Raw genomic sequence first — 24,068 nt, 5'->3', positions numbered from 1 at the left:
CTATCCACGGAATAGCTTCATTGCATAAACAGCAACAATGCCGATCCAGGGCGGCCAGCTAGAGAGCCGCCCCCTTCACCGCATCAGGCTTGACGCTGGTGCTTGTCGATCTGCTCGTGGCGCTCTTGCGCTTCGATGCAGTACTTGGTGGTAGGACTGATCAGCAGGCGCTTGAGGCCGATAGGCTCGCCGCTGTCGTCACACCAGCCAAAGGAATCTTCCTTGATGCGTTCCAGAGCACGCTCAAGTTGCGGCAGCATGCGCTGGTCGCGGTCAATGGCGTTTACCAGCCAGGTGCGCTCTTCTTCGACAGAAGCCGCGTCAGCCGGGTCGGCCGGGGTGTCCAGGCTCTCAATGGCGATACGGTTCTGCTCAATGCGCTCGTGGTGCTCCACCTTCATGTCTTGCAGCAACTTCTCGAAAAAAGCGTGCTGTTCGGCATTCATGTAGTCATCCGCCGGCATGGCCAGCAACTTTTCCTTTGTCATTGATTTCTCTATAAAAAATACGTGCATTAAGGCGAATTAGGGAGCGTTCCGGCCGACCTGTGCAGGTCTCGGAAGGGCGCCATCCATTCCAAGCGCCACCCGGCACTCAATTTACGAGGGGCGGCAGTCTAAGGCCGACTTGAGGGCGCAGCAACTGAAAAGACAGGCATTTTTTCCCGATCAACCCCCAAAAGCACCAGGACGGGCTTGGCGAACGGTCATCGGAGTGCGTTTATAGCAAGAAATTCAGTGTTGTGGAGCTATATAGAAGACAAACGGTTGAAAGTGCCTGATCCCCTGTAGGCGCGAGCTTGCTGTGGCGAGGGAGCTTGCTCCCGCCGACTGCGCAGCAGTCTCCGGCTTTTATTGGGGGTGCTTCGCCCCCCGCAAGCAAGCTTGCTCGCCACACAAGCTCGCGCCTACAAGGGCAGGTACTCAGCGCTTGAGCTTGCGCTTGTTGCGGTATTGATCGATCACCACCGCCACCACGATGATCAGGCCCTTGATGATGTCCTGGATATACGCATCCACCCCGACAAAGGTAAACCCGCTGGCCATGACGCCAAGGATCAGCGCGCCGATCACCGTGCCGGTGATGCGCCCTACTCCACCGGCCAGGCTGGTACCGCCGATCACTGCGGCGGCAATCGCGTCCAGCTCGTAGGACATACCCATGCCGGCCTGCCCCGTCGCTGCACGTGCCGAGGCCACCACGCCGGCCAGGCCCGCCAGGAGACCGGCGATGCTATAGACGATGATCAGGTGACGCTTGACGTTAATCCCCGAAGTACGCGCCGCCTGCATATTGCCGCCGATGGCATAGGTGTACTTGCCATACTTGGTGTAACGCAGGGCAATGTGGAAGATTACCGCCACCACCAGGAAGATAATCACCGGCATCGCGCCATGGCCGATCGCTGTGTAGGAGTCCGAGAGCATGCTCACCGGCTGGCCTTCGGTGTAATAGCGTGCCAGGCCACGGGCCGAGACCATCATGCCCAGGGTTGCGATAAACGGCGGGATGCCGGTGACCGCGATAATGCTGCCGTTGATTGCCCCCGCTAAAAGCCCTACGCCCAAACCCATCGCCACCGGGATCCACACCGGCAAGTCGGTGAGGGACGGAAACACCGCCCGGGAAAAGTCGGAGGTCTGCGCCAGGCTGGCGGCGATCATCGCTGACAAGGCCAGCACCGAGCCGGACGACAAGTCGATGCCCGTGGTGATGATCACCTGGGTCACACCGATGGCCAGCAGGCCGATGATCGACACCTGCAGGATCATCAGCACCAGACGCTGGGAGTTCATCAGAAAGCTCTGGTCGCGCACGATCCAGCCGAACAATTCAAACACCAGGCCGATACCGATCAGCACCAGGAAGATACTCAGCTCGGTGGGCATGCGTCGACGGTTCTTGACCGGCGCGGTTGCCGGCTTGTTGTCTGTTATTGCGTTCATAACCCATCACCTTCTTATTCTGTAGATCAGTGGACTGCGGTCATCCCGGAAGCCAACTGCATGACTTTTTCCTGGGTCGCCTCGGCGCGATCCAGAGTGCCCATCAGTTCACCTTCGTGCATCACCATCACCCGGTCGCTCATGCCGAGCACTTCGGGCAGTTCGGAAGAAATCATGATCACCGCCATGCCCTCGCTGGCGAGGAAGGCGATCAAGCGATAGATCTCAGCCTTGGCGCCCACATCGATACCACGCGTCGGCTCATCCAGGATCAGCAAGCGTGGGTTGGTCATCAGCCAGCGCGCCAGCAAGGCCTTTTGCTGATTACCGCCGGACAAGGTGTCGATGCATTGCTCCAGTGACGGGGTTTTCACCCGCAGCTTCTTGCACATGTCTTCACACAGGGCACGCAAGGCTTTCTGCTGGATAAAACCGTTGCCCGAATAGTGCGGCAACACCGCCATCTCCATGTTCTCCAGCACCGACAGGCACGGGAACAGGCCGCTGAGCTTGCGGTCTTCGGTCAACAGCGCAAAGCCTTTCTCAATGGCCATATGCGGGTCGGTAATGCGCACCGCCTTGCCGTCCAGGGTGATTTGCCCGCTGGAACTTGGGGTGATACCAAAAATGGTTTCCGCCACGTTGGTGCGCCCGGAGCCCATCAGCCCGGCGATACCGAGGATCTCGCCGGCGTGCAGGTCGAACGATACATCCTTGAATACGCCGTCCAGGCTCAGGTCGCGCACCGACAGTAACAGCTCACCAATAGGCGTTTCGCGCACCGGGAACAGCTGGCTCAATTCACGCCCGACCATCATCGAGATGAGGCTGTCGCTGTTCATGCTGTCGGCCCGTTGCAAGCCGATGTATTGGCCGTCGCGGAACACCGCCACTTCATCGGCGATGGCGAACACTTCGTTCATCTTGTGGGTGATATAGACGATGCCTTTGCCCTGGGACTTGAGGTCGGCAATGATCGAAAACAGGTGGGCCACTTCCTTGTCGGTAATGGCCGAGGTGGGTTCATCCATGATCAGGATGTCGGAGTCGTAGGACACTGCCTTGGCAATCTCGACCATCTGCCGTTCGGCAATGCTCAGGTTGCCGACCTGTTCTTCGGGGTCGAGGTTGATGCGCAGGCGCGCCAGCAACTCGGCGGTGCAGCGGTGCATTTCGCGGTGGTTGACCATGTGCAGGCTGTTGAGCTGTTCGCGGCCTATCCAGATGTTCTCGGCGATGCTCATATGGGGCATCAGGTTGAGTTCCTGGTGGATCATCGCGATCCCGGCCTTTTGCGCGGCCAGCGGCGTTTCAAAGGTGATCGGCTTGCCACGCAGGCGAATTTCGCCGGCGTCGGGCTGGTAGATGCCGGCGATGATCTTCATCAGCGTCGACTTGCCCGCACCGTTCTCGCCCATCAACGCCAGCACCGTGCCGGGGCGCACCCGCAGCTGCACATCGTCCAGGGCCACGACACCGGGAAAGCCTTTGCTGATGTTGAGGATTTCCAGCAGGTAGGGTTCGTCCAGCGCCAGCGCCGGGTGGGCGGCGGGCTGAGACGTGGCGGCTTGAGCAGGCATAGGGAGGTACTCCATCTGCAGGGCGGCCGTGACCGCCCTGCCAGCTTTTGTTGTTATGTCGGGGCTACTTGAAGTCTTTGACGTTGTCCGGGGTGATCAACTGGAACGGGATCACCACGTTCTGCTCGACCGGCTCCTTCTTGGCCATCTTGCGCGCTGCCTCCACCGAACCTACCGCCTGGCCCTTGGCGTCCTGGAAGGCCGACACGGTCATGTCGCCCTTGGTGATCGCGTTCAAGCCATCGGGCGTGCCGTCGACACCGGCAATCAACACGCTGCCTTTTTCCTTGCCGGCCGATCTCAGGGCCATGGACGCCCCGATCGCCATCTCATCGTTGTTGGCCAGCACCGCATTGAACTCCCGGCCCTGGGTCAGCCAGTCGTTGACCAGGGTCATGCCCCTGTCACGCAACCAAATGCCGGTCTGTTCCTGCTCGATCTTGATGTCCGGGTACTTGGCCAGCACTTCCTTCACGCCCTTGGTGCGATTGGTGGTGGAGTTGTTCGCCAGGTCACCCAAAAGGATCACGACCTTGCCCTTGCCACCGAGTTTTTCGGCGATGTATTGCATTTGCAGGCGGCCGGCCTCGACGTCATCGGAGGTCACGGCCACCACGTCCTTGGGCAAGTCTTTCTGGTCGGGGCGGCGGTTGACGAACACCAGCGGTATACCCGCCTTGGTGGCGGCACTGATGATGTTCTTGGTCGACGCGGTATCGACCGGGTTGACGATAATCGCGTCGACCTTCTGGCTGATGAAGTTCTCGACCTGGCTCAATTGCTTGACCACATCGGCGCGGGCATCTTCGAATTGCAGTTGCACGCCATCACCTTTTGGATAGGACTTGGCTTGCTTATCCATATCCTCGCGCAGGTAGGTGAGGAAGGTGTCATCGAACGCGGACATCGTCACGCCCACCTTGAGATCGGCGGCGCCGACAACGCCACTGGCCAGCAGCATGGACAAGGCCAGGGCGGTAAAACGGATCGGGGTCTTCATGAACGGTCTGTCTCCACTTTCTTGTTGGTTTTTTTCGACGTTGCGTTGATCAGGACTCGGCTGTCAGTCGCACCACCGGCGCGCCTGGAATGCAGCACACCAGCGCGCCCTGGTTTTCGACGCACAGCACATTCAGGAAGGAGAAGTAGAACGGCCGGGCGCGGGGCAGTCCGCGTGGCGCTTGGAGGGGGCGTAAAACTCGCAGTACAGCGTTGAAGATTTTCATCTGACGGTACCTGGTTGTTTTTGATCTTGTTTTTGTTGAGTCGCCCGTAGGTTCCGGGACGTACTTTATGCAACCTGGAAAAGACTGTATTAGAAAATAATTTCCATATCAACCTGTTTTAGAATTTTATTCTATTTTCGTCGAAACCACCTGCTGACGCTCGGCACTCAGCCGCGCGGCGTCCAATATACGGGTGGTTTCCAGGGCGTCATAGGCATTGACCGGCAGCGGTCCCTGCCCCACCACGGCCGCTTGCAACTGCCGATAGAATTGGGGCCAGCAGCCCTTCTCCGACGGCACCCGCTCACGCTCCGGCCCTTGCTCAAACCAGCCCCAGCGTCGATGCTCCTCGGCGCCCCAGTGTTCACCTTCGGTTTTCGGTGACTTGCCGGCCAGCAGCGCTTCTTCCTGGCCATCCAATCCGTCGACGGTGTAGCAGCCCAGGCTGCCACTGACGCGAAATCGCGGCGCCTGGCTGTTCTGCAACGCGTTGCCCCACAGGTGCGAAATCACGCCATTGGCATGGGTGAGGGAGACAAAGAAGCCGTGGTCCACCGTGGGATGTTCTGGTGTGTAGTGCAATTGAGCGAACACCCGCTCCACCGGGCCAAACAGTTGCAACGCCTGGTCCACCAGATGGCTGCCCAGGTCACGCAGCCATCCTCCACCGCTGGCATTGCCCACGGCCTGCGGACTGTAACGTTCCACACGGGATTCAAAGCGGGTGATGGTGCCCAGGGCGCCAGCGTCGATCAGTTTGCGCAGGGTCAGGTAATCCGAATCCCAGCGCCGATTCTGATAAACACTGAGCAACGAGCCCTGACGTTCGGCAGCGGTAATCAGGGCCTGGGCTTGTTCGGCGTTGGCGGCAAAGGGTTTATCGCTGACCACCGCCACCCCGTGCTCGATGGCTTCCAGCACCAGGGCCGGGCGACCTTTGAGGGTGGTGGAAATCACCAGGGCATCGACGCCGGCTTCGACGATCTGGCCGATGGAGTCGAAGGCTTTGACACCCGGAAGGTCAGTACTCAGTTGCTTGCGACGTTCGGGTGAACGCGTCACCACGCCGACAAAGGTGGCGCCAGGCAGGGTGGCGATCAACGGCGCATGAAAAAAGCGTCCGCCGTGGCCGTAGCCCACTAGTCCGATTCGCATGTTCAACTCCAGAATTGATTTGGAAACCCAATCAACTGTGGGAGCTGGCTTGCCTGCGATAGCAGTGAGTCAGGCAATCAATCTGTCACTGATAGACCGCTATCGCAGGCAAGCCAGCTCCCACAGTGTCAACCACTTTTCTGCAGTGAGTTAGCCGTAGAAGCGCGGGCGATCCGGCAGGCTGACTTTCACAATCTGCCCACTGCCCTGGGCTTCAATACACGCATCCGCCGCCACCGCCGCCGCAAACCCATCCCAGGCCGACGGCCCGCCGACCTGCCCGGCCAGCACGCTGTCGATAAACGCCTGCAACTCCACGTCATAGGCACCGATAAACCTATCCTTCCAATCCATCAGGATTGCGTTGGACAGCTTCGCGTCGCTGCGCAGTTGCACCTGAGATGGTTCCGGCAACCTGGCGATGCCGCTCTCCCCTACCACTTCGCACTGGATGTCGTAGCCGTATTGGCAGTTCACAAACACTTCCACGTCGATACGCGTGCCTTTGGCAGTTTCCAGCAGCACGATCTGCGGGTCGCGCAGGTGCGCCAGCGCCTTGCTGGTCTTGCGCGGGAACACCACCTGCACGGACACGTAGTCGTCGTTGAGCAGCCAACGCAGCACGTCCAACTCATGGATCAGGGTGTCGGTGATCGCCATGCCGGTGTTGTAGTTCTCGCCCACCGTGGGGTTACGGTGCGCGCAGTGCAGCATTAACGGCTCGCCAATCTGGCCGCTGTCGATCACCGACTTGAGGGCACGATAGCCTTGGTCGTACGGGCGCATGAAACCCACCTGGACCAGGCGCTTACCGTGTGCCACTTCGGCCTCGACAATGTTGCGGCAGCCCTCGGCCGTCACCGCCAGCGGTTTTTCACAGAACACCGGTTTGCCGGCAGCAATCGCGGCCAGCACAAACTCTTCGTGGCTCGGCCCCCAGGACGTCACCAGTACCGCTTCGACCTCTGGCGCGTTGATCAACGCATGGCCGTCCGGGTACACCTCGGCGTCCAGCTTCAAGTCCGCCACCACCTGGGCCGCCTGCTCAAGGTTGATGTCGGTGACAGCCACCACCTGGCTGTTGAGCAAGGCCTGGCTGCAACGACGAATATGGTCCCGGCCAATGGCGCCCGTACCAATCACTCCAAGTTTCAAAGACATGCAAACACTCCTCTTGTTGTTAGTACTGCCGGGCCTTGGCCAGGTGTTCATTGAGTTTTTTTGCCGCTGCATTCGTGCGTTCACTGGTGGACACTTGCGCCACACCCACCCGCCACCACGACAGGTAGCCGTGGATCATGGTCTTGGGCAGTACCTTGATATCGATCAGCGTGGAGACGCTTTGCGTGCGGGCATCCGCCAACGCCGCTTCCAGCTGTTCCAGCATGCTGACCTTGTAGGTCTTGCAACCGTAGGCCGCTGCGCTCATGGCGAAGTCCACCGGCACCAGGCCACCGTCGAGCTTGCCGCTCTCGGGGTTGCGGTAGCGGAACTCGGTGCCGAAGCTGTCCATGCCATTGCCAATCTGCAGGTTGTTGATGCAACCGAACGCCATGTTGTCCAACAGCACCACGTTGATCTTGCGGCGCTCCTGGATCGAGGTGGCCAGCTCCGAGTGCAGCATCATGTAGGAGCCATCGCCGACCAGGGCGTACACCTCCTTGCTCGGCTCGGCCAGCTTCACGCCCAGGGCGGCATTGATCTCGTAGCCCATGCATGAATAGCCATACTCGACGTGGTAGGTGTTGACGCCCTTGCTGCGCCAGGCACGCTGCAAATCGCCGGGCAGGCTGCCGGCGGCGGCCACGATGATTGCGTCATCGGCCAGGCGTGCATTGAGCACGCCGAGCACAGCGCTCTGGGTCAGGCACGAACCGGTCAGCTCGATGAATTCCCGCAGCACGGCACGGTCCAGGTGGTCGTCGACTTCGGGGACAAACTCATCGCCCTGGTAGTGCACCTGATGCACGCGGTCCACTTCAGCGTCGAATTGCGCCTTGGCGTCGGCGATCTGCTCGCCCCAGCCCGAACGGTAATCGCCCAGGGCATCGGCCAGTGCTTCAAGGGCGACTTTTGCATCGGCCAGCACTTGCACGCCGTCCAGCTTCAACGCATCGCAGGGGCTTATATTGAGGTTGAGAAACTTCACCTCGGGGTGCTTGAACAGCGATTTTGAGGAGGTGGTGAAGTCGGTATAACGGGTGCCGACACCGATGATCAAGTCCGCCTCAGGCGCCAGCAGGTTAGCCGCCAGGCAGCCGGTTTCGCCGATGCCGCCGACGTTCAGCGGATGGCTGGACACCACGGCGCTCTTGCCCGCCTGGGTTTCCGCGAAAGGAATATCGAAACGCTCGGCAAAGGCTTGCAGTGCCTGGTTGGCGGCGGAGTATTTGACCCCGCCGCCGCAAATGATCAGCGGCTTGCGCTTGCCGCGAAACGCAGCCAGCGCATCGCCGATCATGGCGCTGGTGGCCGGGCGTCGGTCGATGCGGTGCACGCGTTTTTGCAGGAAATAGTCGGGGTAGTCCCAGGCTTCGGCTTGTACATCCTGGGGCAAGGCCAGGGTCACCGCGCCGGTTTCAGCCGGGTCGGTCAGCACGCGCATGGCATGGATCGCCGCGGTCATCAGTTGCTCGGGGCGGTTGATGCGGTCCCAGTATTTGCTCACGGAGCGGAAGGCGTCGTTGGTGCTGATGCTCAGGTCGTGGAACTGCTCGATCTGCTGCAACACCGGGTCGGGCTGACGGCTGGCATAGACATCGCCGGGCAAGAGCAGCAACGGGATGCGGTTGGCGGTGGCAGTCGCTGCGGCGGTGAGCATATTGGCCGCGCCCGGCCCGACCGAGGCCGTGCACGCATAGATCTTGCGGCGCAGGTGCTGCTTGGCGAACCCGATGGCGGCGTGGGCCATGCCTTGCTCATTGCGGCCCTGATGCACCACCAGGTCGCCGCTGTCCTGCTCCAGAGCCTGACCGAGGCCCAACACATTGCCATGCCCGAAAATAGTGAAGACCCCGGCGACAAACTTGCTCTGTACGCCGTCGACTTCGATGTATTGGTTGTCCAGGAACTTCACCAGGGCCTGGGCCATGGTCAATCTTGTTGTGGTCATCACTTGCACCTTGTATGAATGCAATTGGAATGTTCAACACCGATCCACTGTGGGAGCTGGCTTGCCTGCGATAGCGGTCTATCAGTTGCACAGGTATTGCCTGACACACCGCTATCGCAGGCAAGCCAGCTCCCACATTTTTGATCGCGTTATGGCAAGGGCTTTTGCAAATACGCCATGCTGCTGCCCAACGCCTGCCGGATATCCGCCAACCCGTGCACGCTTTCGGCAAACGGTTCGAACGACAGATAGCCGCTGTAGCCAGTGCTGAGCAAGGTGTCGATCTGCGCCGCATTCCCGAGGATATCGTCCTCGCCCACGAGCACGCGGTGGCCGTCGCGGATCGAGTCCAGCGGCGCCTCGCGGTCTTCCACCCCGGAGATGTGCACCAGCCCGGTCAGCTCCGGGAAGAACTCATGCTCGCCGGCCAGGTGATGGTGAAAGGTGTCGTGCACCACCCGGAATACATCCAGGCCACCGATGGCCTTGATTGCATCCACTGCCACGCGCTTGCGGCGCAGGGCGGATACGGTGAAGCCCAGGGGCTCGATAAAACCCAGAATCCCGTACTCGCGCAGGATCAACGCCAGCTCGCTCAACGCCGTGCGCAAACCAGCCGCGCGCTGCGCGTCGTTGCGCGTATCGCCAGGCTGATTGAACGGGCACATCACCAAGCCTTCGGCCCCGCACTCACGGGCGTAGGTGGCCAGTTCGATTGCCTGGGCACGGCGTTCGTCATTCCACACATCAAAGGGGTACAGCGCGTTGATCGACAGCACCTTGATGCCCTGCGCTGCGCACAATTCACGCACGCGGCTGGCGGGTGTGCCGTATTCGATTTCACGGTTCTTGAGGTCGTTGCGGATCTCAATGGCCTCGCAGTTGAGAGCCGCCGCCAACTGGATGAAATCTGGCAGGGACAGGTTGGGGGCGACCATGCGGTTAAGGGCAAAACGTAGCGGCGACTTCATTGTTTTTGTTCTCCGTGCAACACCGTTTACAGGTCCAGCAGCCAGCTGTGCTGCGGGTCGTTATGGAAATGCCAGGCGCGCTTGGGGCCGGCCATCACGTTCAGGTAATAAGACTCGTAGCCATACGGCACGCTGACCGGGTGATAGCCCTTGGGCACCACCACCAGGTCACTGTTTTCCACGGCCATGGCCTGGTCGATGCTGCGATCATCGGTGTACACGCGCTGGAACACGAAGCCCTGGGGCGGGTTGACCTGGTGGTAGTAGGTCTCTTCCAGAAAGCTCTGGTGCGGCAGGTCGTCGGTGTCGTGCTTGTGCGGCGGGTAGCTGGAGGAATGCCCCGACGGCGTGCGCACTTCCACCACCAGCAGCGAATGGGCCGGCTCGCTGTCAGGCAGGATATCGCAGACGTAGCGAGTGTTGGCGCCTTTGCCGCGCACACTGCGCTTGCACTGCTCGGGGCGGATCAAGCGCGGGGCAAAACCCGTAGCACCCGGCGCTGCACAGACGGCAATTTGCACATCGCTCAGGGCCGTGACTCGGGCGCCAGTGCCCGGCGGCAAATAGGCGGCGAACGGTGACTTGTCTTCGAACACCGACTGGCGATCCCCCAGGTTCTGCCAATTGAAGCCTTCGCCTTCAATATTCACCCGACCGCTGAGCAGCACCAGGCACAGTTCCTGATCGCCCGCACTGACCGGCAGGGTTTCACCCAGACTCAGGCGGTACGCGGCAAAGCCTACGTACTCCAGGCGACCCGCCTCCAGGGCAACCATGGTTTGCCCGCGTTTGCTGCTTTTGACCAACAAGCTCATCACTCAAGTCCTCTGGTTGAGAAGCGCACGCAGGGTGTCGTAACCCTTCTTCGCGTAGATATAGCTGGGCGCCACGGCCGGGTCCTGCTCGGCTTCCACCACCAGCCAGCCCTTGTAGTTCGCCGCGAGCAACACATCCAGCAACGGTGCGAAGTCGATATCACCATCGCCGGGCACGGTAAAGGTGCCGTTGACGATGCAGTCCGGGAAGCTCCACATCTGGTTACGCGCCAGTTGCACCACGGGTTTGCGTACATCCTTGAAATGCACATGGCAGACGCGCTCGATATGCTTGCGCAGCACCTCGATGGGTTCGCCGCCGCCCATGTAGCAGTGGCCCGAATCGAACAGCAAGCCGACTTCCGGGCCCGTGCGTTTCATCAACTGGTCGATGTCCTCGGGGGATTCGACGTACGCGCCCATATGGTGGTGATAGGCCAGGCGCACGCCCTGGGACAGGGTGAAACGCGCCAGCTCGGTAAGCTTGTCGGCGTAAGCCTGCCAAGCCTGTTCACTGTGAAAACGCGGGCGCTCGATCAGGCGGATGCGCGAGCCCTGGATCGAGTCAGCCACTTCGCCGTATACCAGTACCGAGGCGCCGTTGTGTTTGAGTAGTTCGACATGGGCGGCAATCGCCTCGATTTCTTCAGCCACCGAACGGTGGGCCAGACGGCTGGAGTACCAACCGGACACCAGCGCCAGGTCATAAGGACGCAGCACGTCAGCGACGCCCTTGGCATCCTTGGGGAATTTGCCGTTGAGTTCAAAACCTTCGTAGCCGATGTCCTTGCCTTCGCTCAGGGCCGTGCTCAGCGGGGTCTCACCGCCGAGGGCCGGGAGGTCGTCGTTGCTCCAGGAGATCGGGTTGATGCCAATTCGGATTGCGGGCATGGCTGCACCTTTTGTTTTTATCTTCAGAATTCACTGGGATCTGCTTTGTGTGGGAGCTGGCTTGCCTGCGATAGCAGTGTGTCAGGCAATACATTTGCAACGGATAGATTGCTATCGCAGGCAAGCCAGCTCCCACATTTGATCGTATTTACTGTCGGGCGCTGAGCCAGGCATTGATGAGCTGTTCGAAGGTCGCCTGCACCTGCTGGATCAGCGTTTCATCATCAATCTCCCCCGCCATCCACGCCCGGCTCGGCTCGTGGAAGATCGTGCGGCCCACGGCAAACCCACGGCAGGTGCTGCTCTGGCTGGCTTGCTTGAAGCCATCGGCGAGAAACTCGGGGGAAGCATTCAGGCCCAGCAACACCACGCCACGGCAGTAGGGGTCGCGTTCCTGGATCAGTTCGTCGAGCTTTTTCCAGTCTTCGGCCGATTGGGTTTCGATCTTCCACCAGGCCGGGTAAATGCCAAGGTTGTACAGGCGTTTAAGGCTGCGGTAGAGCACGTCCGGGTAGGTGGACGGGTGATCCTTGGGTGGGATGACTTCCAGCAGCAGTTCGTGGCCACTGACCAGCGACGCCTCGTACACCGCCTTGAGTTGCGCTTCCTGTTCCAGGCGCAGCATCGGCTCGTCATCGGGGTGAAACTGCACCAGGCACTTGATGATGTGTTCCTGGGGCCAGGCAATCAGGTTGCTGCCGATCGAACGCCCGTGCTCGAACGCCAGGGGCCGCGAGTTCTGCACTTCCACCGGGCGAGCGATCCACCAGCCGCGACCGCTGGCGGCGTTGAGTGCATCCTGGCCAAAGCGTTGGTCGGCGAGCAGGCCCACATCCGCCTCGACGCCCTGCTCGCTGAGTTTGCGCTCCACGCGTTCGATGGCCTGGATAAACAACTGCTTGATGTCGCTGATACGCTCAGGGGCCTGGCCGCCTTTTTGCGCCAGCTCCACCAATTGCCAGCGGTGGTCGAAGGCAAAGACGAACAGTTGCTTCCAGGCTTTGCGCGGCACCGTGACACGGTGCAGGCGTTGCAGGGTCACGTCCTGGTCCGGCCGGGTGATGGGCACGGGGCTGTTGAACAGGTAATCGAGTTCGGCGGGGGTCGGCATCGCTGGCGCACAGGCGTGGCGCGATACCACCAGGCCGCCACAGGCATTGGCCAACTGGCTGCAACGCTCATCGCTGGCGTCATTGATCCAGCCGCTGAGAAAGCCCGACATAAAAGCATCGCCTGCGCCCAGCACGTTGAGCACTTCAACCCGCACGCCAGGATAGATGGCCCCGTCTTCCAGGCGCGCCGGGATTGCGCCGTGGATCACCGTGCAGCCCTGGGGGCCGAGCTTGACCACCAGGGTGGCCGGGGTCAGTTCACGCACGGTGCGCAGGGCGGTGAGCAGGTCTTCACCGCCGCCGGCAATCAGGAATTCCTCTTCGGTGCCGACGATCAGGTCGAAACGCGGCAGGATCTTCTGCACATGCTGGCTGACATTCTGGTCGGCGACGAAACGGGTTTCGCCATCGGCCTTGCCGGCCAGGCCCCACAACACGGGGCGGTAGTCGATGTCCAGCACGCGCTTGACGTTGTGCCTGGCCGCGTAATCCAGGGCCTGGAGGCTGGCCTTGTACACGCCGTCGGTGGAGAAATGCGTACCGGTGATCAACAACGCTTTGCTGGAGGCGATAAAGGCTTCGCTGATGTCTTCGGCGCGCAGGGCCATGTCGGCGCAGTTTTCGCGGTAGAACACCAGAGGGAAGGTTTCGCGGTCCTTGAGGCCCAGCAGCACCAGGGCGGTGAGGCGCTCCGGGTCGACCTTGATGCCGCTGACATCACAGCCTTCACGGGCCAGGGATTCCACCAGGAAACGGCCCATATGGTCATCACCCACCCTGCTCAGCATCGCCGACTTGAGCCCAAGCCTGGCCGTGCCGAAAGCGATATTGGCGGAAGAACCGCCCAGATACTTGGCGAAGCTGGACACATCCTCAAGCCGCGCACCGACTTGCTGCGCATAGAGATCGACGCCCAGGCGCCCGAGGCAAATCAGATCCAATTGACGCCCACTGGCAAAACGAGTCTGGCCCATGCTGGCTCCTGTTATTTTTATCAGCCTGCGTTGTGCCGCCGTGGCGACGGCAAACGCTCTTGGTGGGAGCAGACTAGAACGTCCGCTGGCAGCAATCAATATTTATTCCATAATTATTTTTAGTGGAATATTTTTTCCAATACCTCAGGATAGCGGCACTCCAGCGCCCATGCATCGTTTCAGCAGGCCACGCGGGCCGTGATGCCGGGGTATTTTTTTGCGCCTACCCTGTAGACTTGCGCCACCTATCAGCGCATCAGACGAACACGCCAGAAGGATTGCCCATGTCCCGCACCGATCCCGAGACCACCCTGGAAGAAACTGTCGCCAGCCCTCCGATCAATGCCGAACGCCTGTTGCAGCTGATCACCGACGAATACGAGAGCCTGCCGCGCCAGCTCAAGCGTATCGCCAGCTACATGAGTCAGCAGAGTGACCGGATCATGGTCGACCGGATCAGCGACATCGCCCGGGAATGCGAAGTGCACCCTTCGGCCATCGTGCGGTTTTCCCAGCGCTTCGGTTTCAGCGGGTTCAGTGAGATGCAGGCGCTGTTTCGCGAGGCGTATACGCACAAGACTACGCCGGTGCAAAACTACCAGCAGCGCATTCGCAGCATGATCGCCAACAAGTCCCAGAAGGCCAGCGGCGGCGACCTGGCGCGCGAGTGCGTCAACGCCACCCTGTCGGGCATCGAACGCTTGGGGCTGGAGTTGGACGACGCTGCCTTCGAGAAAGCCGTGGACCTGGTAGTCAATGCCGACAACATCTACGTGGTCGGCGTGCGCCGCTCCTTTGCGGTGGCCGACTACCTGGTCTACAACCTGCAGCACACCAACAAGCGCATCCACCTGATCTCGGGGCTAGGCGGCAGTTATCGCGAGCAGATGCGCAGCGTGCGCGCCAATGACCTGGTGATAGCCATCAGCTTCACGCCCTACGGCAAAGAGACCCAGCACTGCCTGCGCATCGCGCAGCATCACCAGGCCAAGACCCTGATCATCACCGACAGCAACCTGTCGCCCCTGGCCAAGCGGGCGAATGCGGTGTTGTTGGTCAATGAAGGTTCCTCGTTTGCTTTCCGCTCGCTGAGCGCCACGCTGTGCCTGTGCCAGGCGCTGTTTATTGCGGTGGCGTATCGGTTGGAACTCAAGGTGGATGAGATTCACGAACAGGTCGGGTTCGACGACTGAACCTCCAACTGTAGGAGCGAGCTTGCTCGCGAAAAACGCAAGAACGCCGCGGCCATTTTGAATGAACGCGGCGCCCAGCAGTTCTTCGCGAGCAAGCTCGCTCCTACAATTAGTGCATGAAAATCGCGATCAGGATGATCACCGGAATCGGCACGCCGAGGAACCACAGCAGTAATGAGCGCATCATGTTCTCCTTGAATTAACGAACGTAGTTTTCGGTTTCGACATACACCACGGCATCCCGGCGGCGACCGCCGAAGGTGGCGGCGAAGCTGGCGAAGAACGCACCGATGAGCAGGGCCACGAAGGTCCACAGCGAGGTGTAGGCCGCTACTTTCGCAGCGGTGTCAGCGGCTTGTTTGGCTTTGAGCTTGGCGTCTTCAACGGCCTTGCGCGCGTCGCCATAGACCTTGTCGATACGGGCTTCGGCATCGGCCTGGCTAAGGTTGGTGCGCTGGCTGATCAGTTGGGCCAGGTAGGCGCGATCTTCCGCTGCCAGTTGGCCGTCGTTGCTCAACGTACGCGTCAGGATACGACCGACCACGGCGTGGGCTGCATCATCGCTGACCGCCGCTGGGCGATCATCGCGGAACAGGCTGTCGACGTAATAACCGAAGTCACCACTGTCGGCACCTTTTGCCGCGCTGCCAGCAGCTTGGGTGAGGCCGCTGGCGGCGCCCGATGCCACGCTGGCGCCAGCTTTCACGCCGCCGCTGACCACACTGCTGACCGAGCCGACCACCAGCATCGCCGTGATCAATGTGGCCACTGCCCACGCCAGGAAGCCATGGGCGGTGTCGCGAAAGTACACCTCGTCCCCGTGCATATTGGCCCACTTCACCCGCAAACGACCGGCGATGTAACCGCCCAGGCCCGAAGCAACGATCTGGGTGAACGCTAGCCAGACAATTGTGGAAATGCCAAGGCCCTTGGCGCTGATACCGCTGTCAGCCCAAGGCGACACCGCCGAAAAGCCCAGGCCGAAGCCCAGCAATACCAAGATCAATGACAGTGCAGCCGCCGCAGCGGCACCGGCGAAAATCGCCCCCCAGGAAACCCCGGAGAGCGTGCTTGACTCTTGCAGCGTGGTTGAGGATGTGATCATTGTTGTTTTGCTCCAGGCACGAAAAATGATGTTACAAGTTTCAAAACGGACAGTGCAGGCAGCGTGCCAGCGGCGATTAAAATTAAATTCCTTTAATTTCAATGATTTATTTAAATTGAACTTAGCCAGATCATGCAGGTTGCAATAAACGGCGATATTAGGCGGGCGTAATGCACTCCCCTGTGGGAGCTGGCTTGCCTGCGATAGCGGCATGACCGCCAACGAATATGCCAGCAGGTAAGCCGCCATCGCAGGCAAGCCAGCTCCCACAGGGCGATGTCGGTTTGAAGAAGATGAAGTTTTATTTAGGAAACATTCAGCAACTTCTTGGCAAAATGTCGTCACTTCTAGTGTGAACGCTCACCAGGTAATCCTATGACCCGCATTTTGACCATCGAGGATGACGCCGTAACGGCCCGCGAGATTGTCGCCGAGCTGAGTAGCCATGGACTGGACGTAGATTGGGTGGACAACGGCCGCGAGGGCCTGGTCCGTGCCGTGAGTGGGGATTACGACCTGATCACCCTCGACCGCATGCTGCCCGAGCTGGATGGCCTGGCCATCGTCACCACGTTGCGCACCATTGGGGTGTCTACGCCGATCCTGATGATCAGCGCCCTCTCCGATGTCGACGAGCGCGTGCGCGGCCTGCGTGCCGGCGGTGATGACTACCTGACCAAGCCGTTCGCCTCGGATGAAATGGCCGCCCGTGTCGAGGTGCTGCTGCGGCGTAAAAGCACCGTTCAGGAATTCGAAACCGCTCTGCGCGTGGCCGACCTGGAACTGAACCTGATCAGCCGCGAAGCCAGCCGGGCCGACCAGCCGCTGACGCTGCTGCCCACTGAATACAAACTGCTGGAATTCCTGATGCGCAACACCGGGCAGATCCTGTCGCGGATGATGATTTTCGAGGAAGTCTGGGGCTATCACTTCGACCCCGGCACCAACCTGATCGACGTGCACATCGGCCGTCTGCGCAAGAAAATCGACCCACCGGGCCTCACGCCGCTGATCCGCACGGTACGAGGCTCGGGCTATGTCATTGCTGAACCCCTCTAAAGGCTGGCGCTCTTCCAGCAGCCGCTTGCTGGCGCTGTACAGTTCGTTGTTCGTGGCGTGGAGTTGCATCCTCATGGGGGTGCTGTACTACGAGGTCTCAGGCTACCTCAGCGACTTGTCGCGCCATTCCCTGTTGCAGCGCCAGCATCTTTTCCAGCGTTTCGACGGCGAAGAACTGGTGGAAGCGCTGACCACCAGCATGACCTTCGACATGAAGGGTGTTGACGCCTATGGCCTGTTCGATGAGCAATTTCGCCCCTTGAGCGGGCCGATCCGCGCCGTACCACCCGACCTGCCGCTGGATGGCAAGATTTACGCCCTGACCAATTGCGTGCAATCCGATGACCCCAAACTGCCCAAGGACAGCTGCGACGCCGTGGCCACCCACACCGAAGACGGCCGCTGGCTGGTGTTGGTACGCGCCAACGGCTCGTTGTTCGGGGTAACGCGGATTATCTGGCACGCCCTGCTGTGGGCGCTGTCCTTGACCATCATTCCTGGCGCTGCCGGCTGGCACCTGCTGCGCCGCCGCCCGTTGCGGCGCATTCGCGGGATCCAGGCCAGCGCCGAGGCCATCGTCGCCGGCGACCTCACGCACCGGTTGCCGCTGTCCAACCGGCGCGACGAGCTGGACATGCTCGCCGCCATCGTCAATGCCATGCTCGACCGCATCGAAAAACTGATGAACGAGGTCAAGGGCGTGTGCGACAACATCGCCCACGACCTGCGCACCCCGCTCACTCGCTTGCGCGCCCAGCTTTACCGCATCAAGCAACAAGCCGAGGAAGACTCGGCCCACGCGGTAAAACTCGATGACGCCATCGCCGAAACCGACACGCTGATGGCGCGTTTTCGCGGGTTGCTGCGCATCTCGGAACTGGAAGACCATCAGCGTCGCTCAGGCTTCCTGGTGCTGGACCCGCTGCCGTTGCTGCGCGAACTGCATGATTTCTACCTGCCCCTGGCCGAAGAAGGCGAACTGGAGTTGGTGCTGCAGGCGCCTGACTCACTGCCGTGGATTACCGGTGACCGTGCGCTGTTGTTTGAAGCCCTGGCCAACCTGCTGAGTAACTCGATCAAGTTCACCCCGCCCAATGGCAAGGTGATCCTGCGAGCAGTCAACGACCTTGGGAGTACGCGCATCGAAGTGCTCGACTCCGGGCCAGGCATTCCAGCCGCCGAGCGCGCGTCGGTGTTCCAGCGTTTCTATCGGGTCGATGAGAGTGATCAGCAAGGCGGCTTTGGGCTGGGCCTGTCGATTGTGGCGGCGATCATCAACTTGCATGGCTTCAAGCTGGAGGTCGGCACCAGTGAGTTGGGCGGCGCCCGCCTGGTGCTGGAATGCCGCCAGCAACTGATGCCGGAATAGAACGTAGGAGCGAGCTTGCTCGCGAAAAACTCACAGACGCCGCGTTCATTCAGGAAGCACGCGTTATCGTTGGCGTTTTTCGCGAGCAAGCTCGCTCCTACATTCATATCAAGCCATCTGACGCTATAACACGCTGCCCATGGCCTTGATCAACACCGGGTCACGCGCATAAATATCCGGCGCGTACACCAACTCGCCCTGGCGATCCACTTCTACCGTCCAATACCCCAACAGCACCGGTACCGGCGTGGCCAGCCTGAATTCATGGGTTTCGCCGGTCGCCAGCAGCTCATCGGTGCGGGTGCGTTCGGCGGGCGTTACGAGCAGATCGCGCAATAACAACGGTTGCTCGACCCGCACGCATCCCGAACTGAACGCCCGTGGGCCCTTGGTGAACAAGGGCTGGCTGGGGGTGTCATGCAGGTACACCGAATACGGATTGGGAAAGCGCATCACAATCTTGCCCAGCGGATTACGCGGGCCGGCCTGCTGGCGCAGCAGGATATTGCCGGGGCGTGCCCAGTCGACTTGGTCGGGGGTCAATGGGTGACCTTCGGCGTCGAGCACCTGCAGGTTCTGCTGGCGCAGGTATTCAGGGTTGAGGCGGATGGCGGGCAGTTTGTCCTCGCGCATGATGGTCGGCGGGATGGTCCAGGTGGGGTTGAGGGTCAGCCGGGTGATGCGCGACTTGAGCAATGGCGTCTGGCGTTCGGCCCGGCCCACTTGCAGGCGGGTTTGCCACACCGGGATGCCGCTCTGATACACGCTCAGCTGCGCGGCGGCCACATTGACCACGACGCCTTCAGGCTCCAGGTCCTGGGCCAGCCAGCGGAAGCGCTCCAGGTTGATGCGCAGCTGTTCACGACGCACCGCCGGGCTGATATTGAGTTCGGCCACGGTGCCGGCGCCGACCACGCCGTCGGCCTGCAACGAGTGGCTGAGCTGAAACGCTTTCACCGCTTTGACCAGTTCGCCCTGGTATTGCTTGCCGTTGCCACTGGGCAACTGGGCCAGGTAGCCACCGCTGTGCAGGCGCCGCGCCAGTTCCGGCACGCGGGGGTCGTTCATCCCCGGGCGCAACAACGCGCCCTCGGCGACCGGGTCCCAATGGGGCAGCGGTTGCTGGCGCACGCCGGCGTAGGCATTGCGCAGGCTGCGATACAAATCAGCGCTGGGCCGCGCCTGATCGAAGGCTTGGGCCATGTCTTGCAGGCCGGTGGCGGCGAACGCCAGTACCTCGGCATTAGGATCGCCACTGGGCGGCTGTGAATGCCATAGAGGCTCAAAGCGCGATTGCTGTAGACGCCCGTAATGCAAATCCTGCAGGGCTTGCAGGTACTGCTGGCTGTTGGCGATATCGCTGCACAGCACGTTGGCCGTGGCATCCGCCGCAGGCAAGCTATAGTGGGTGGGGTCCAGGCCATCGTCGGCAAGCATCAGCAACTGGCTGTGCAAGGCTTGCCGGCGTTCGTCAGCCGACCATAGCGGGGCATCGCCCTGCTGCTGGTAAAAGGCTTGCAGGCGCACCAACGCGGCAGCATCGATACGCGGCGCAAGGTGCGGGCAGACACTGGTCAACTGCGCCAACGCCTGTTGCAGTGGCGCCAGCGCGACCGGTGCAGGGGTGGTGACGGGCAATGGCTCCAACGGCAGCGTTTCGGCTGTAGCGACCAATGGTGCAACGAGCAGGCAAATGCTCAAGTAACATGCGTGTTTTTTGAACAATTGACTTAGCTCCACTCCACAGCGGGGACTCGACTGTAGATGCTGACTTTTATACGCCTGCTCAGGCTAACCAGCCTGGGCTTGATCACTGGGTGCCTGGCTTTATTGAGCAATGTTGCGCTCGCCGCCAATGGCACCTCTCCTTCCCTGTATAGCAGCCTGGCGCGCTCGGCTCCAGAACTCAATCCCACCGTGCTGAAAAGCGCCCTGAGCGCCGTACAGTGCGCGGTCAATAACGGCGAGGAACGTTCCGATCGCCTAGCGGTTATTGACTACTCCCAGCCCTCGACCGCCCGTCGCCTGTGGATCTTCGACCTGCGCAAAAAGACCCTGGTATTACGCGACCTGGTGGCCCACGGCGCCAAGTCCGGGGAAAACTTCGCCACCCAGTTCTCCAACCTCGAGGGCAGCCACCAGTCGAGCCTGGGCTTGTTCCGCACCCAGGAAAGCTACCTGGGCGCCCATGGCTACTCGCTGCGCATGGACGGTCTGGAACCCGGTTTCAATGACCAGGCCCGCGACCGCGCCATCGTGATTCATGCCGCCGACTACGTCAGCCCCTTATGGAGCAAGCGCGAAGGCCGCATCGGCCGCAGCCAGGGTTGCCCGGCCGTGCGCCCGCAAGTTGCCCGTCAAGTGGTGGACAAGCTCAAGGACGGGCAGTTCATGTTTTCGTGGTACCCCGACCAGCGCTGGCTGAAGTCGTCGACCTACCTCAATTGCAAACCCCAACAGGTGGCGAGTAGTCGTACAATCCGTGGCGGATAGCCTGTCCCCATAGATAAAAGAGAGCGTCGCATGCTTCTACACACCTCCACCTGGATCGAAATCGGGCAGTTCCTGGAACGCAGCCGCACGGTGGTGATTCCCATCGGTTCCAACGAGCAACATGGCCCCACCGGCCTGCTGGGCACGGACTGGATGTGCCCGGAGATCATCGCCCACCACGCCCAGAAGCACGCCGATATCCTGGTCGGCCCGACCTTCAATATCGGCATGGCTCAACACCACCTGGGCTTTCCCGGCACCATCTCCCTGCGCCCTTCCACCTTTATCGCCGCAATTGGCGACTGGGTGCGCTCGTTGGCCGGGCATGGTTTCGAAAAGATCCTGTTCCTGAACGGCCACGGCGGCAACATCGCCACGATTGAAGCGGCGTTCTCCGAGCTGTACGCCGAAGCCAGCTTCGCCCGCCGCCCGGCCGGGTTCGCGCTGAAGCTCGTGAACTGGTGGGACCTGGAAGGCGTCACTGACCTGGCCCAGCGTCAATTCCCGGTCGGGCATGGCAGCCACGCCACGCCGTCGGAAATTGCTGTGACGCAGTGGGCGTATCCGGACGCGATCAAGTCTGCCGACTACTCACCACGAATTGCCAACACCGGCCCGATCCGCGAGGCCCTGGACTTCCGGGCGCGCTTCCCTGACGGCCGCATGGGCTCGGACCCGGCGTTGGCTACTGTGGAGAAAGGCGGTGAGTTGGTGGCATTGGCGGCGCAGGGATTGGTCAAGACTGTCGACAGCTTCAGCAACGAAGCCAAACCCTGATCCAAATGGGGCCAATACCCTGTAGGAGCGAGCTTGCTCGCGAAAAAATCATAGGCGCCGCGTTTATTCAGGGGGCGCGCGTTACCGTTGACGTCTTTCGCGAGCAAGCTCGCTCCTACAGGGTGTCAGAAGTTGCCCCCGCCCACCTTTGGATTTGCGTTGTGCCTGGGTTTATCTGCAATCCTGTGCGGCCTGCTCCAGCCGCGATGGCTTGATCGCCGAAGCCAGCGGCTTGCGCTCGTACAGGAAGACCTTGGTGCCGTCCTGGGACTTGTAGGCCTCCAGCACATCATCGGCGGCAATCTTGCTGGTCAGCAGCACCTTGGCGTGGCGCGAGTTCTGGGTGACGGTCGAGGTGATGCCGTGCTTTTCCAGCTTGGGCAACACGCATTGCACATAGCCGTCGGGGGTCTTGTTGGTTTGCAGGGTCAGTGATGGGGCATTTGGCGCCGTGATACAGCCGGTCAGCAATAACGAAGCACAAGCCAGGGCCGGGGCGAAGAAAGAGCGCATAAACATTCCTGAAAATAACCAAATAGGGTTCACAACCATTCGCGGGTCAACCTGCGCGAACCAGGGCCTTGAGCGACGCATCGAACTGCTTCAGGGCATCTTGCTGTACATCGCGTTGTTGCTCGATCAGTGCAGCAATCTCCGGCGCCGCCTTGTCGTGCACCCACACTGACGGCACGTGCTTGTCCACCGAGCCTTCGGCCTTGGCGATAAACTGCAGGTTCGCGTCGTAGAAGCGTGCGACAAAGCGTGCTTCGACCCGGTCATTACGCTGGGTCAGCAATTGGTTATGGGTATCGAGCACCACCACCACATCCGGGCGCGCCTGCACCAGGGCATCCAGGCTGCTATAAACCGTCACCGAGAAAAAAGTGCCCTGCAACGAGTGCATCAACCAGTCGATCGCCAGTTCCGGGTCGGAGCTGTTGACGAACGCCTCGCGAATCCGCCCATCCAGGGCATCCTTGGCGCCGTTCAGCGCCATGGCGTGGTAGCGTTCAAGGTAGCTGAGGTTGTCGCGGGTGTTTTCGCTGAACAACACCCCCACCGACTGGGCACGCTGCAGAGAGTCTACGCTACCCACCAGTGGCAGCAAATGGCCTGTACGCACGTCATCGGCCATCGCCGGGGTGGTCATGACCGCGGTGCCCAGCATCAGGGCCATCAAAGCCAACTGGATAATCGTCCTCATCGCGCATTTTCCTTGGGCTGCGTCTCGATGTGCAGATTCTGCGCGTTTGGCGAAAAAACAGAACTTGTGATCCTTGATGGTGACTATCATTTGAACCGATAGTGTCAGGCCGCCCATAAAATCTATAAGGACCCGCCATGAAGCCCTACCAGAAAATCTTCGATCGTATCCGCGAGGCAGTCCTGCCAGAGTTTCGCGAGCGAGTCGCCGACTACCTGGTCGAGTACGAAACCGTGCTGCTGGACTCACACGCCGACGCCGCAAAAGGCAGCGCCAGCGCCGAGCAACTGCGCGGCTACTTGCGTGGTTTGAACACCATGCGCGTGTTGGGCATGGCCGATTGGGAAGACCTCGACCGGCGCGTTGCCCAGCAGGCAGAGCTAGAGCGCGGGCCGTCGCAGCTCGACCCACTCGCGCACTGACGGCCGCTGCCACTGGCGTTGCGCGTAGGTCACCAGCTGCGCTGGCATGGCGTCACCGTTGAGGATCAGGCGATTGAGCATCACCGCCAGGTCCACATCGGCAATCGACCACTGGCCGCACAGGTACTCGCGGTTATCCGCCAGCAAGGCTTGCGCCGCGGTGATCAACTTGGTCGCGGCGGCTTGAGCCTCTGCTGACAACGGCGGCCTCTTCTGCCCGCAGAACACCACCAGCGTCGAGCGCTCCTGGCGAATCGGCAGCAGGTCGCTGCGCAACCACGCTTGAACCTGTCGCGCCCTCGCCCGCTGCTGCACATCCGCCGGGTACACGCGGGTCTCAGGGTAGGCCTGGTCCAGGTACTCGGTGATGGCCGAAGACTCCGACAGCGCAAAATCACCGTCTACCAGGGTCGGCACTCGCTGGGTCAGGGAGCGTTGGACGTAATCTGCCGCCTGGTTCTGCCCGGCATCGAGGTCCAGGGTGAGGGTCTCGAACGCCAGGCCTTTTTCGCGCAAGGCGACAAACACCGACATGGCATAGGGGCTGGTGAACAGCGAATCAACGTAGAGGTGCAGCGGGCCTTGGCTCATGGACAATCTCCTGGTGTGAGGCATCACGCTACGAGATCAGGGCCGATAAAGACAATGCAGGGTTTTTATGGGG

The 24,068-nt window shown here is 60.9% G+C and carries 23 protein-coding genes; 6 read left to right on the top strand and 17 right to left on the bottom strand.

Translation table 11 applies throughout. The features are described 5' to 3' along the window. Nucleotides 1–83: 83 nt before the first annotated feature. The 12 genes from GIW79_RS13455 to GIW79_RS13400 all read right to left on the bottom strand — a co-directional run bounded on the left by GIW79_RS13455 (nucleotide 84) and on the right by GIW79_RS13400 (nucleotide 13,782). Nucleotides 84–488: a TraR/DksA family transcriptional regulator gene (locus GIW79_RS13455; protein ID WP_003191666.1), complete on the bottom strand. Its 405-nt coding sequence runs from the start codon at nucleotides 486–488 to the stop codon at nucleotides 84–86. 435 nt (nucleotides 489–923) lie between these two features. Next, nucleotides 924–1,946: an ABC transporter permease gene (locus tag GIW79_RS13450; protein ID WP_003191668.1), complete on the bottom strand. Its 1,023-nt coding sequence runs from the start codon at nucleotides 1,944–1,946 to the stop codon at nucleotides 924–926. Nucleotides 1,947–1,972: 26 nt separating this feature from the next. Then, a complete protein-coding gene (locus tag GIW79_RS13445; protein ID WP_054897785.1) occupies nucleotides 1,973–3,526 on the bottom strand; it encodes a sugar ABC transporter ATP-binding protein in 1,554 nt (517 codons plus the stop codon). A gap of 64 nt (nucleotides 3,527–3,590) precedes the next feature. Next, complete coding sequence (locus GIW79_RS13440) at nucleotides 3,591–4,526, bottom strand: sugar ABC transporter substrate-binding protein (RefSeq protein WP_057977503.1); 936 nt, start codon at nucleotides 4,524–4,526, stop codon at nucleotides 3,591–3,593. 49 nt (nucleotides 4,527–4,575) lie between these two features. After that, nucleotides 4,576–4,752 (bottom strand): hypothetical protein, encoded by a 177-nt coding sequence (locus tag GIW79_RS13435; RefSeq protein WP_003191673.1) that lies wholly within the window; start codon nucleotides 4,750–4,752, stop codon nucleotides 4,576–4,578. 126 nt (nucleotides 4,753–4,878) lie between these two features. Beyond that, entirely contained in the window at nucleotides 4,879–5,907 is a 1,029-nt protein-coding gene (locus GIW79_RS13430; protein ID WP_054897784.1) for a Gfo/Idh/MocA family protein, read from the bottom strand. Nucleotides 5,908–6,057: 150 nt separating this feature from the next. After that, nucleotides 6,058–7,068: a Gfo/Idh/MocA family protein gene (locus GIW79_RS13425; RefSeq protein WP_072447792.1), complete on the bottom strand. Its 1,011-nt coding sequence runs from the start codon at nucleotides 7,066–7,068 to the stop codon at nucleotides 6,058–6,060. Nucleotides 7,069–7,087: 19 nt separating this feature from the next. Further along, nucleotides 7,088–9,019 (bottom strand): 3D-(3,5/4)-trihydroxycyclohexane-1,2-dione acylhydrolase (decyclizing), encoded by a 1,932-nt coding sequence (iolD, locus tag GIW79_RS13420; protein ID WP_236454855.1) that lies wholly within the window; start codon nucleotides 9,017–9,019, stop codon nucleotides 7,088–7,090. 149 nt (nucleotides 9,020–9,168) lie between these two features. Then, nucleotides 9,169–9,990: a TIM barrel protein gene (locus GIW79_RS13415; protein WP_054897781.1), complete on the bottom strand. Its 822-nt coding sequence runs from the start codon at nucleotides 9,988–9,990 to the stop codon at nucleotides 9,169–9,171. 26 nt (nucleotides 9,991–10,016) lie between these two features. After that, nucleotides 10,017–10,805 carry a 5-deoxy-glucuronate isomerase gene (iolB, locus tag GIW79_RS13410; protein WP_057977494.1) on the bottom strand — a complete coding sequence of 263 codons (789 nt, stop codon included), beginning with the start codon at nucleotides 10,803–10,805 and terminating at the stop codon, nucleotides 10,017–10,019. A gap of 3 nt (nucleotides 10,806–10,808) precedes the next feature. After that, nucleotides 10,809–11,696, bottom strand: coding sequence for a myo-inosose-2 dehydratase (gene iolE, locus GIW79_RS13405; RefSeq protein WP_236454854.1), 888 nt, complete (start codon nucleotides 11,694–11,696; stop codon nucleotides 10,809–10,811). A gap of 148 nt (nucleotides 11,697–11,844) precedes the next feature. After that, a complete protein-coding gene (locus GIW79_RS13400; protein WP_054897779.1) occupies nucleotides 11,845–13,782 on the bottom strand; it encodes a bifunctional 5-dehydro-2-deoxygluconokinase/5-dehydro-2-deoxyphosphogluconate aldolase in 1,938 nt (645 codons plus the stop codon). Nucleotides 13,783–14,066: 284 nt separating this feature from the next. Between GIW79_RS13400 and GIW79_RS13395 the strand changes: the two genes are divergently transcribed. Further along, nucleotides 14,067–14,975 carry a MurR/RpiR family transcriptional regulator gene (locus GIW79_RS13395; protein WP_005787722.1) on the top strand — a complete coding sequence of 303 codons (909 nt, stop codon included), beginning with the start codon at nucleotides 14,067–14,069 and terminating at the stop codon, nucleotides 14,973–14,975. A 199-nt stretch (nucleotides 14,976–15,174) separates the two neighbouring features. Here the strand turns inward: GIW79_RS13395 and GIW79_RS13390 are convergent, their stop codons facing one another. Continuing rightward, entirely contained in the window at nucleotides 15,175–16,080 is a 906-nt protein-coding gene (locus GIW79_RS13390) for a hypothetical protein (protein ID WP_054897777.1), read from the bottom strand. 375 nt (nucleotides 16,081–16,455) lie between these two features. Here GIW79_RS13390 and GIW79_RS13385 point away from each other — a divergent pair, with 375 nt between their 5' ends. Both GIW79_RS13385 and GIW79_RS13380 read left to right on the top strand, forming a co-directional pair. Beyond that, nucleotides 16,456–17,139 (top strand): response regulator transcription factor, encoded by a 684-nt coding sequence (locus tag GIW79_RS13385; RefSeq protein ID WP_003191687.1) that lies wholly within the window; start codon nucleotides 16,456–16,458, stop codon nucleotides 17,137–17,139. Further along, a complete protein-coding gene (locus GIW79_RS13380) occupies nucleotides 17,117–18,508 on the top strand; it encodes a sensor histidine kinase (RefSeq protein WP_034125702.1) in 1,392 nt (463 codons plus the stop codon). Before GIW79_RS13385 ends, GIW79_RS13380 begins: the two co-directional genes overlap by 23 nt. A gap of 123 nt (nucleotides 18,509–18,631) precedes the next feature. Here GIW79_RS13380 and GIW79_RS13375 read toward each other — a convergent pair whose 3' ends face one another. After that, nucleotides 18,632–20,233: a L,D-transpeptidase family protein gene (locus GIW79_RS13375; protein WP_072447781.1), complete on the bottom strand. Its 1,602-nt coding sequence runs from the start codon at nucleotides 20,231–20,233 to the stop codon at nucleotides 18,632–18,634. Nucleotides 20,234–20,272: 39 nt separating this feature from the next. Between GIW79_RS13375 and GIW79_RS13370 the strand changes: the two genes are divergently transcribed. Together GIW79_RS13370 and GIW79_RS13365 are read left to right on the top strand one after the other, a co-directional pair. Beyond that, nucleotides 20,273–21,001 carry a murein L,D-transpeptidase catalytic domain family protein gene (locus GIW79_RS13370; RefSeq protein ID WP_019817186.1) on the top strand — a complete coding sequence of 243 codons (729 nt, stop codon included), beginning with the start codon at nucleotides 20,273–20,275 and terminating at the stop codon, nucleotides 20,999–21,001. Between the two features lie 30 nt (nucleotides 21,002–21,031). After that, nucleotides 21,032–21,778: a creatininase family protein gene (locus GIW79_RS13365; RefSeq protein ID WP_020301789.1), complete on the top strand. Its 747-nt coding sequence runs from the start codon at nucleotides 21,032–21,034 to the stop codon at nucleotides 21,776–21,778. Nucleotides 21,779–21,949: 171 nt separating this feature from the next. On the opposite strand, the gene GIW79_RS13360 is transcribed toward GIW79_RS13365, so the two are convergent. Both GIW79_RS13360 and GIW79_RS13355 read right to left on the bottom strand, forming a co-directional pair. After that, a complete protein-coding gene (locus GIW79_RS13360) occupies nucleotides 21,950–22,291 on the bottom strand; it encodes a hypothetical protein (RefSeq protein WP_034125705.1) in 342 nt (113 codons plus the stop codon). A gap of 46 nt (nucleotides 22,292–22,337) precedes the next feature. Next, entirely contained in the window at nucleotides 22,338–22,982 is a 645-nt protein-coding gene (locus GIW79_RS13355; RefSeq protein ID WP_034125706.1) for a hypothetical protein, read from the bottom strand. A 137-nt stretch (nucleotides 22,983–23,119) separates the two neighbouring features. On the opposite strand from GIW79_RS13355, the gene GIW79_RS13350 reads away from it, so the two are divergent. Continuing rightward, entirely contained in the window at nucleotides 23,120–23,404 is a 285-nt protein-coding gene (locus tag GIW79_RS13350) for a hypothetical protein (protein WP_034125707.1), read from the top strand. Here GIW79_RS13350 and yfcF read toward each other — a convergent pair. Then, entirely contained in the window at nucleotides 23,363–23,995 is a 633-nt protein-coding gene (yfcF, locus tag GIW79_RS13345; RefSeq protein ID WP_054897773.1) for a glutathione transferase, read from the bottom strand. The genes GIW79_RS13350 and yfcF overlap by 42 nt on opposite strands. Nucleotides 23,996–24,068: the final 73 nt, after the last annotated feature.

The sequence above is a fragment of the Pseudomonas sp. PA-7-1E genome, assembly GCF_021605325.1.
GTDB lineage: Bacteria > Pseudomonadota > Gammaproteobacteria > Pseudomonadales > Pseudomonadaceae > Aquipseudomonas > Aquipseudomonas fluorescens_BV.
The sequence above is the reverse complement of the archived record's forward strand: the minus strand, read 5'-3'. Positions and strand labels throughout refer to the sequence as shown.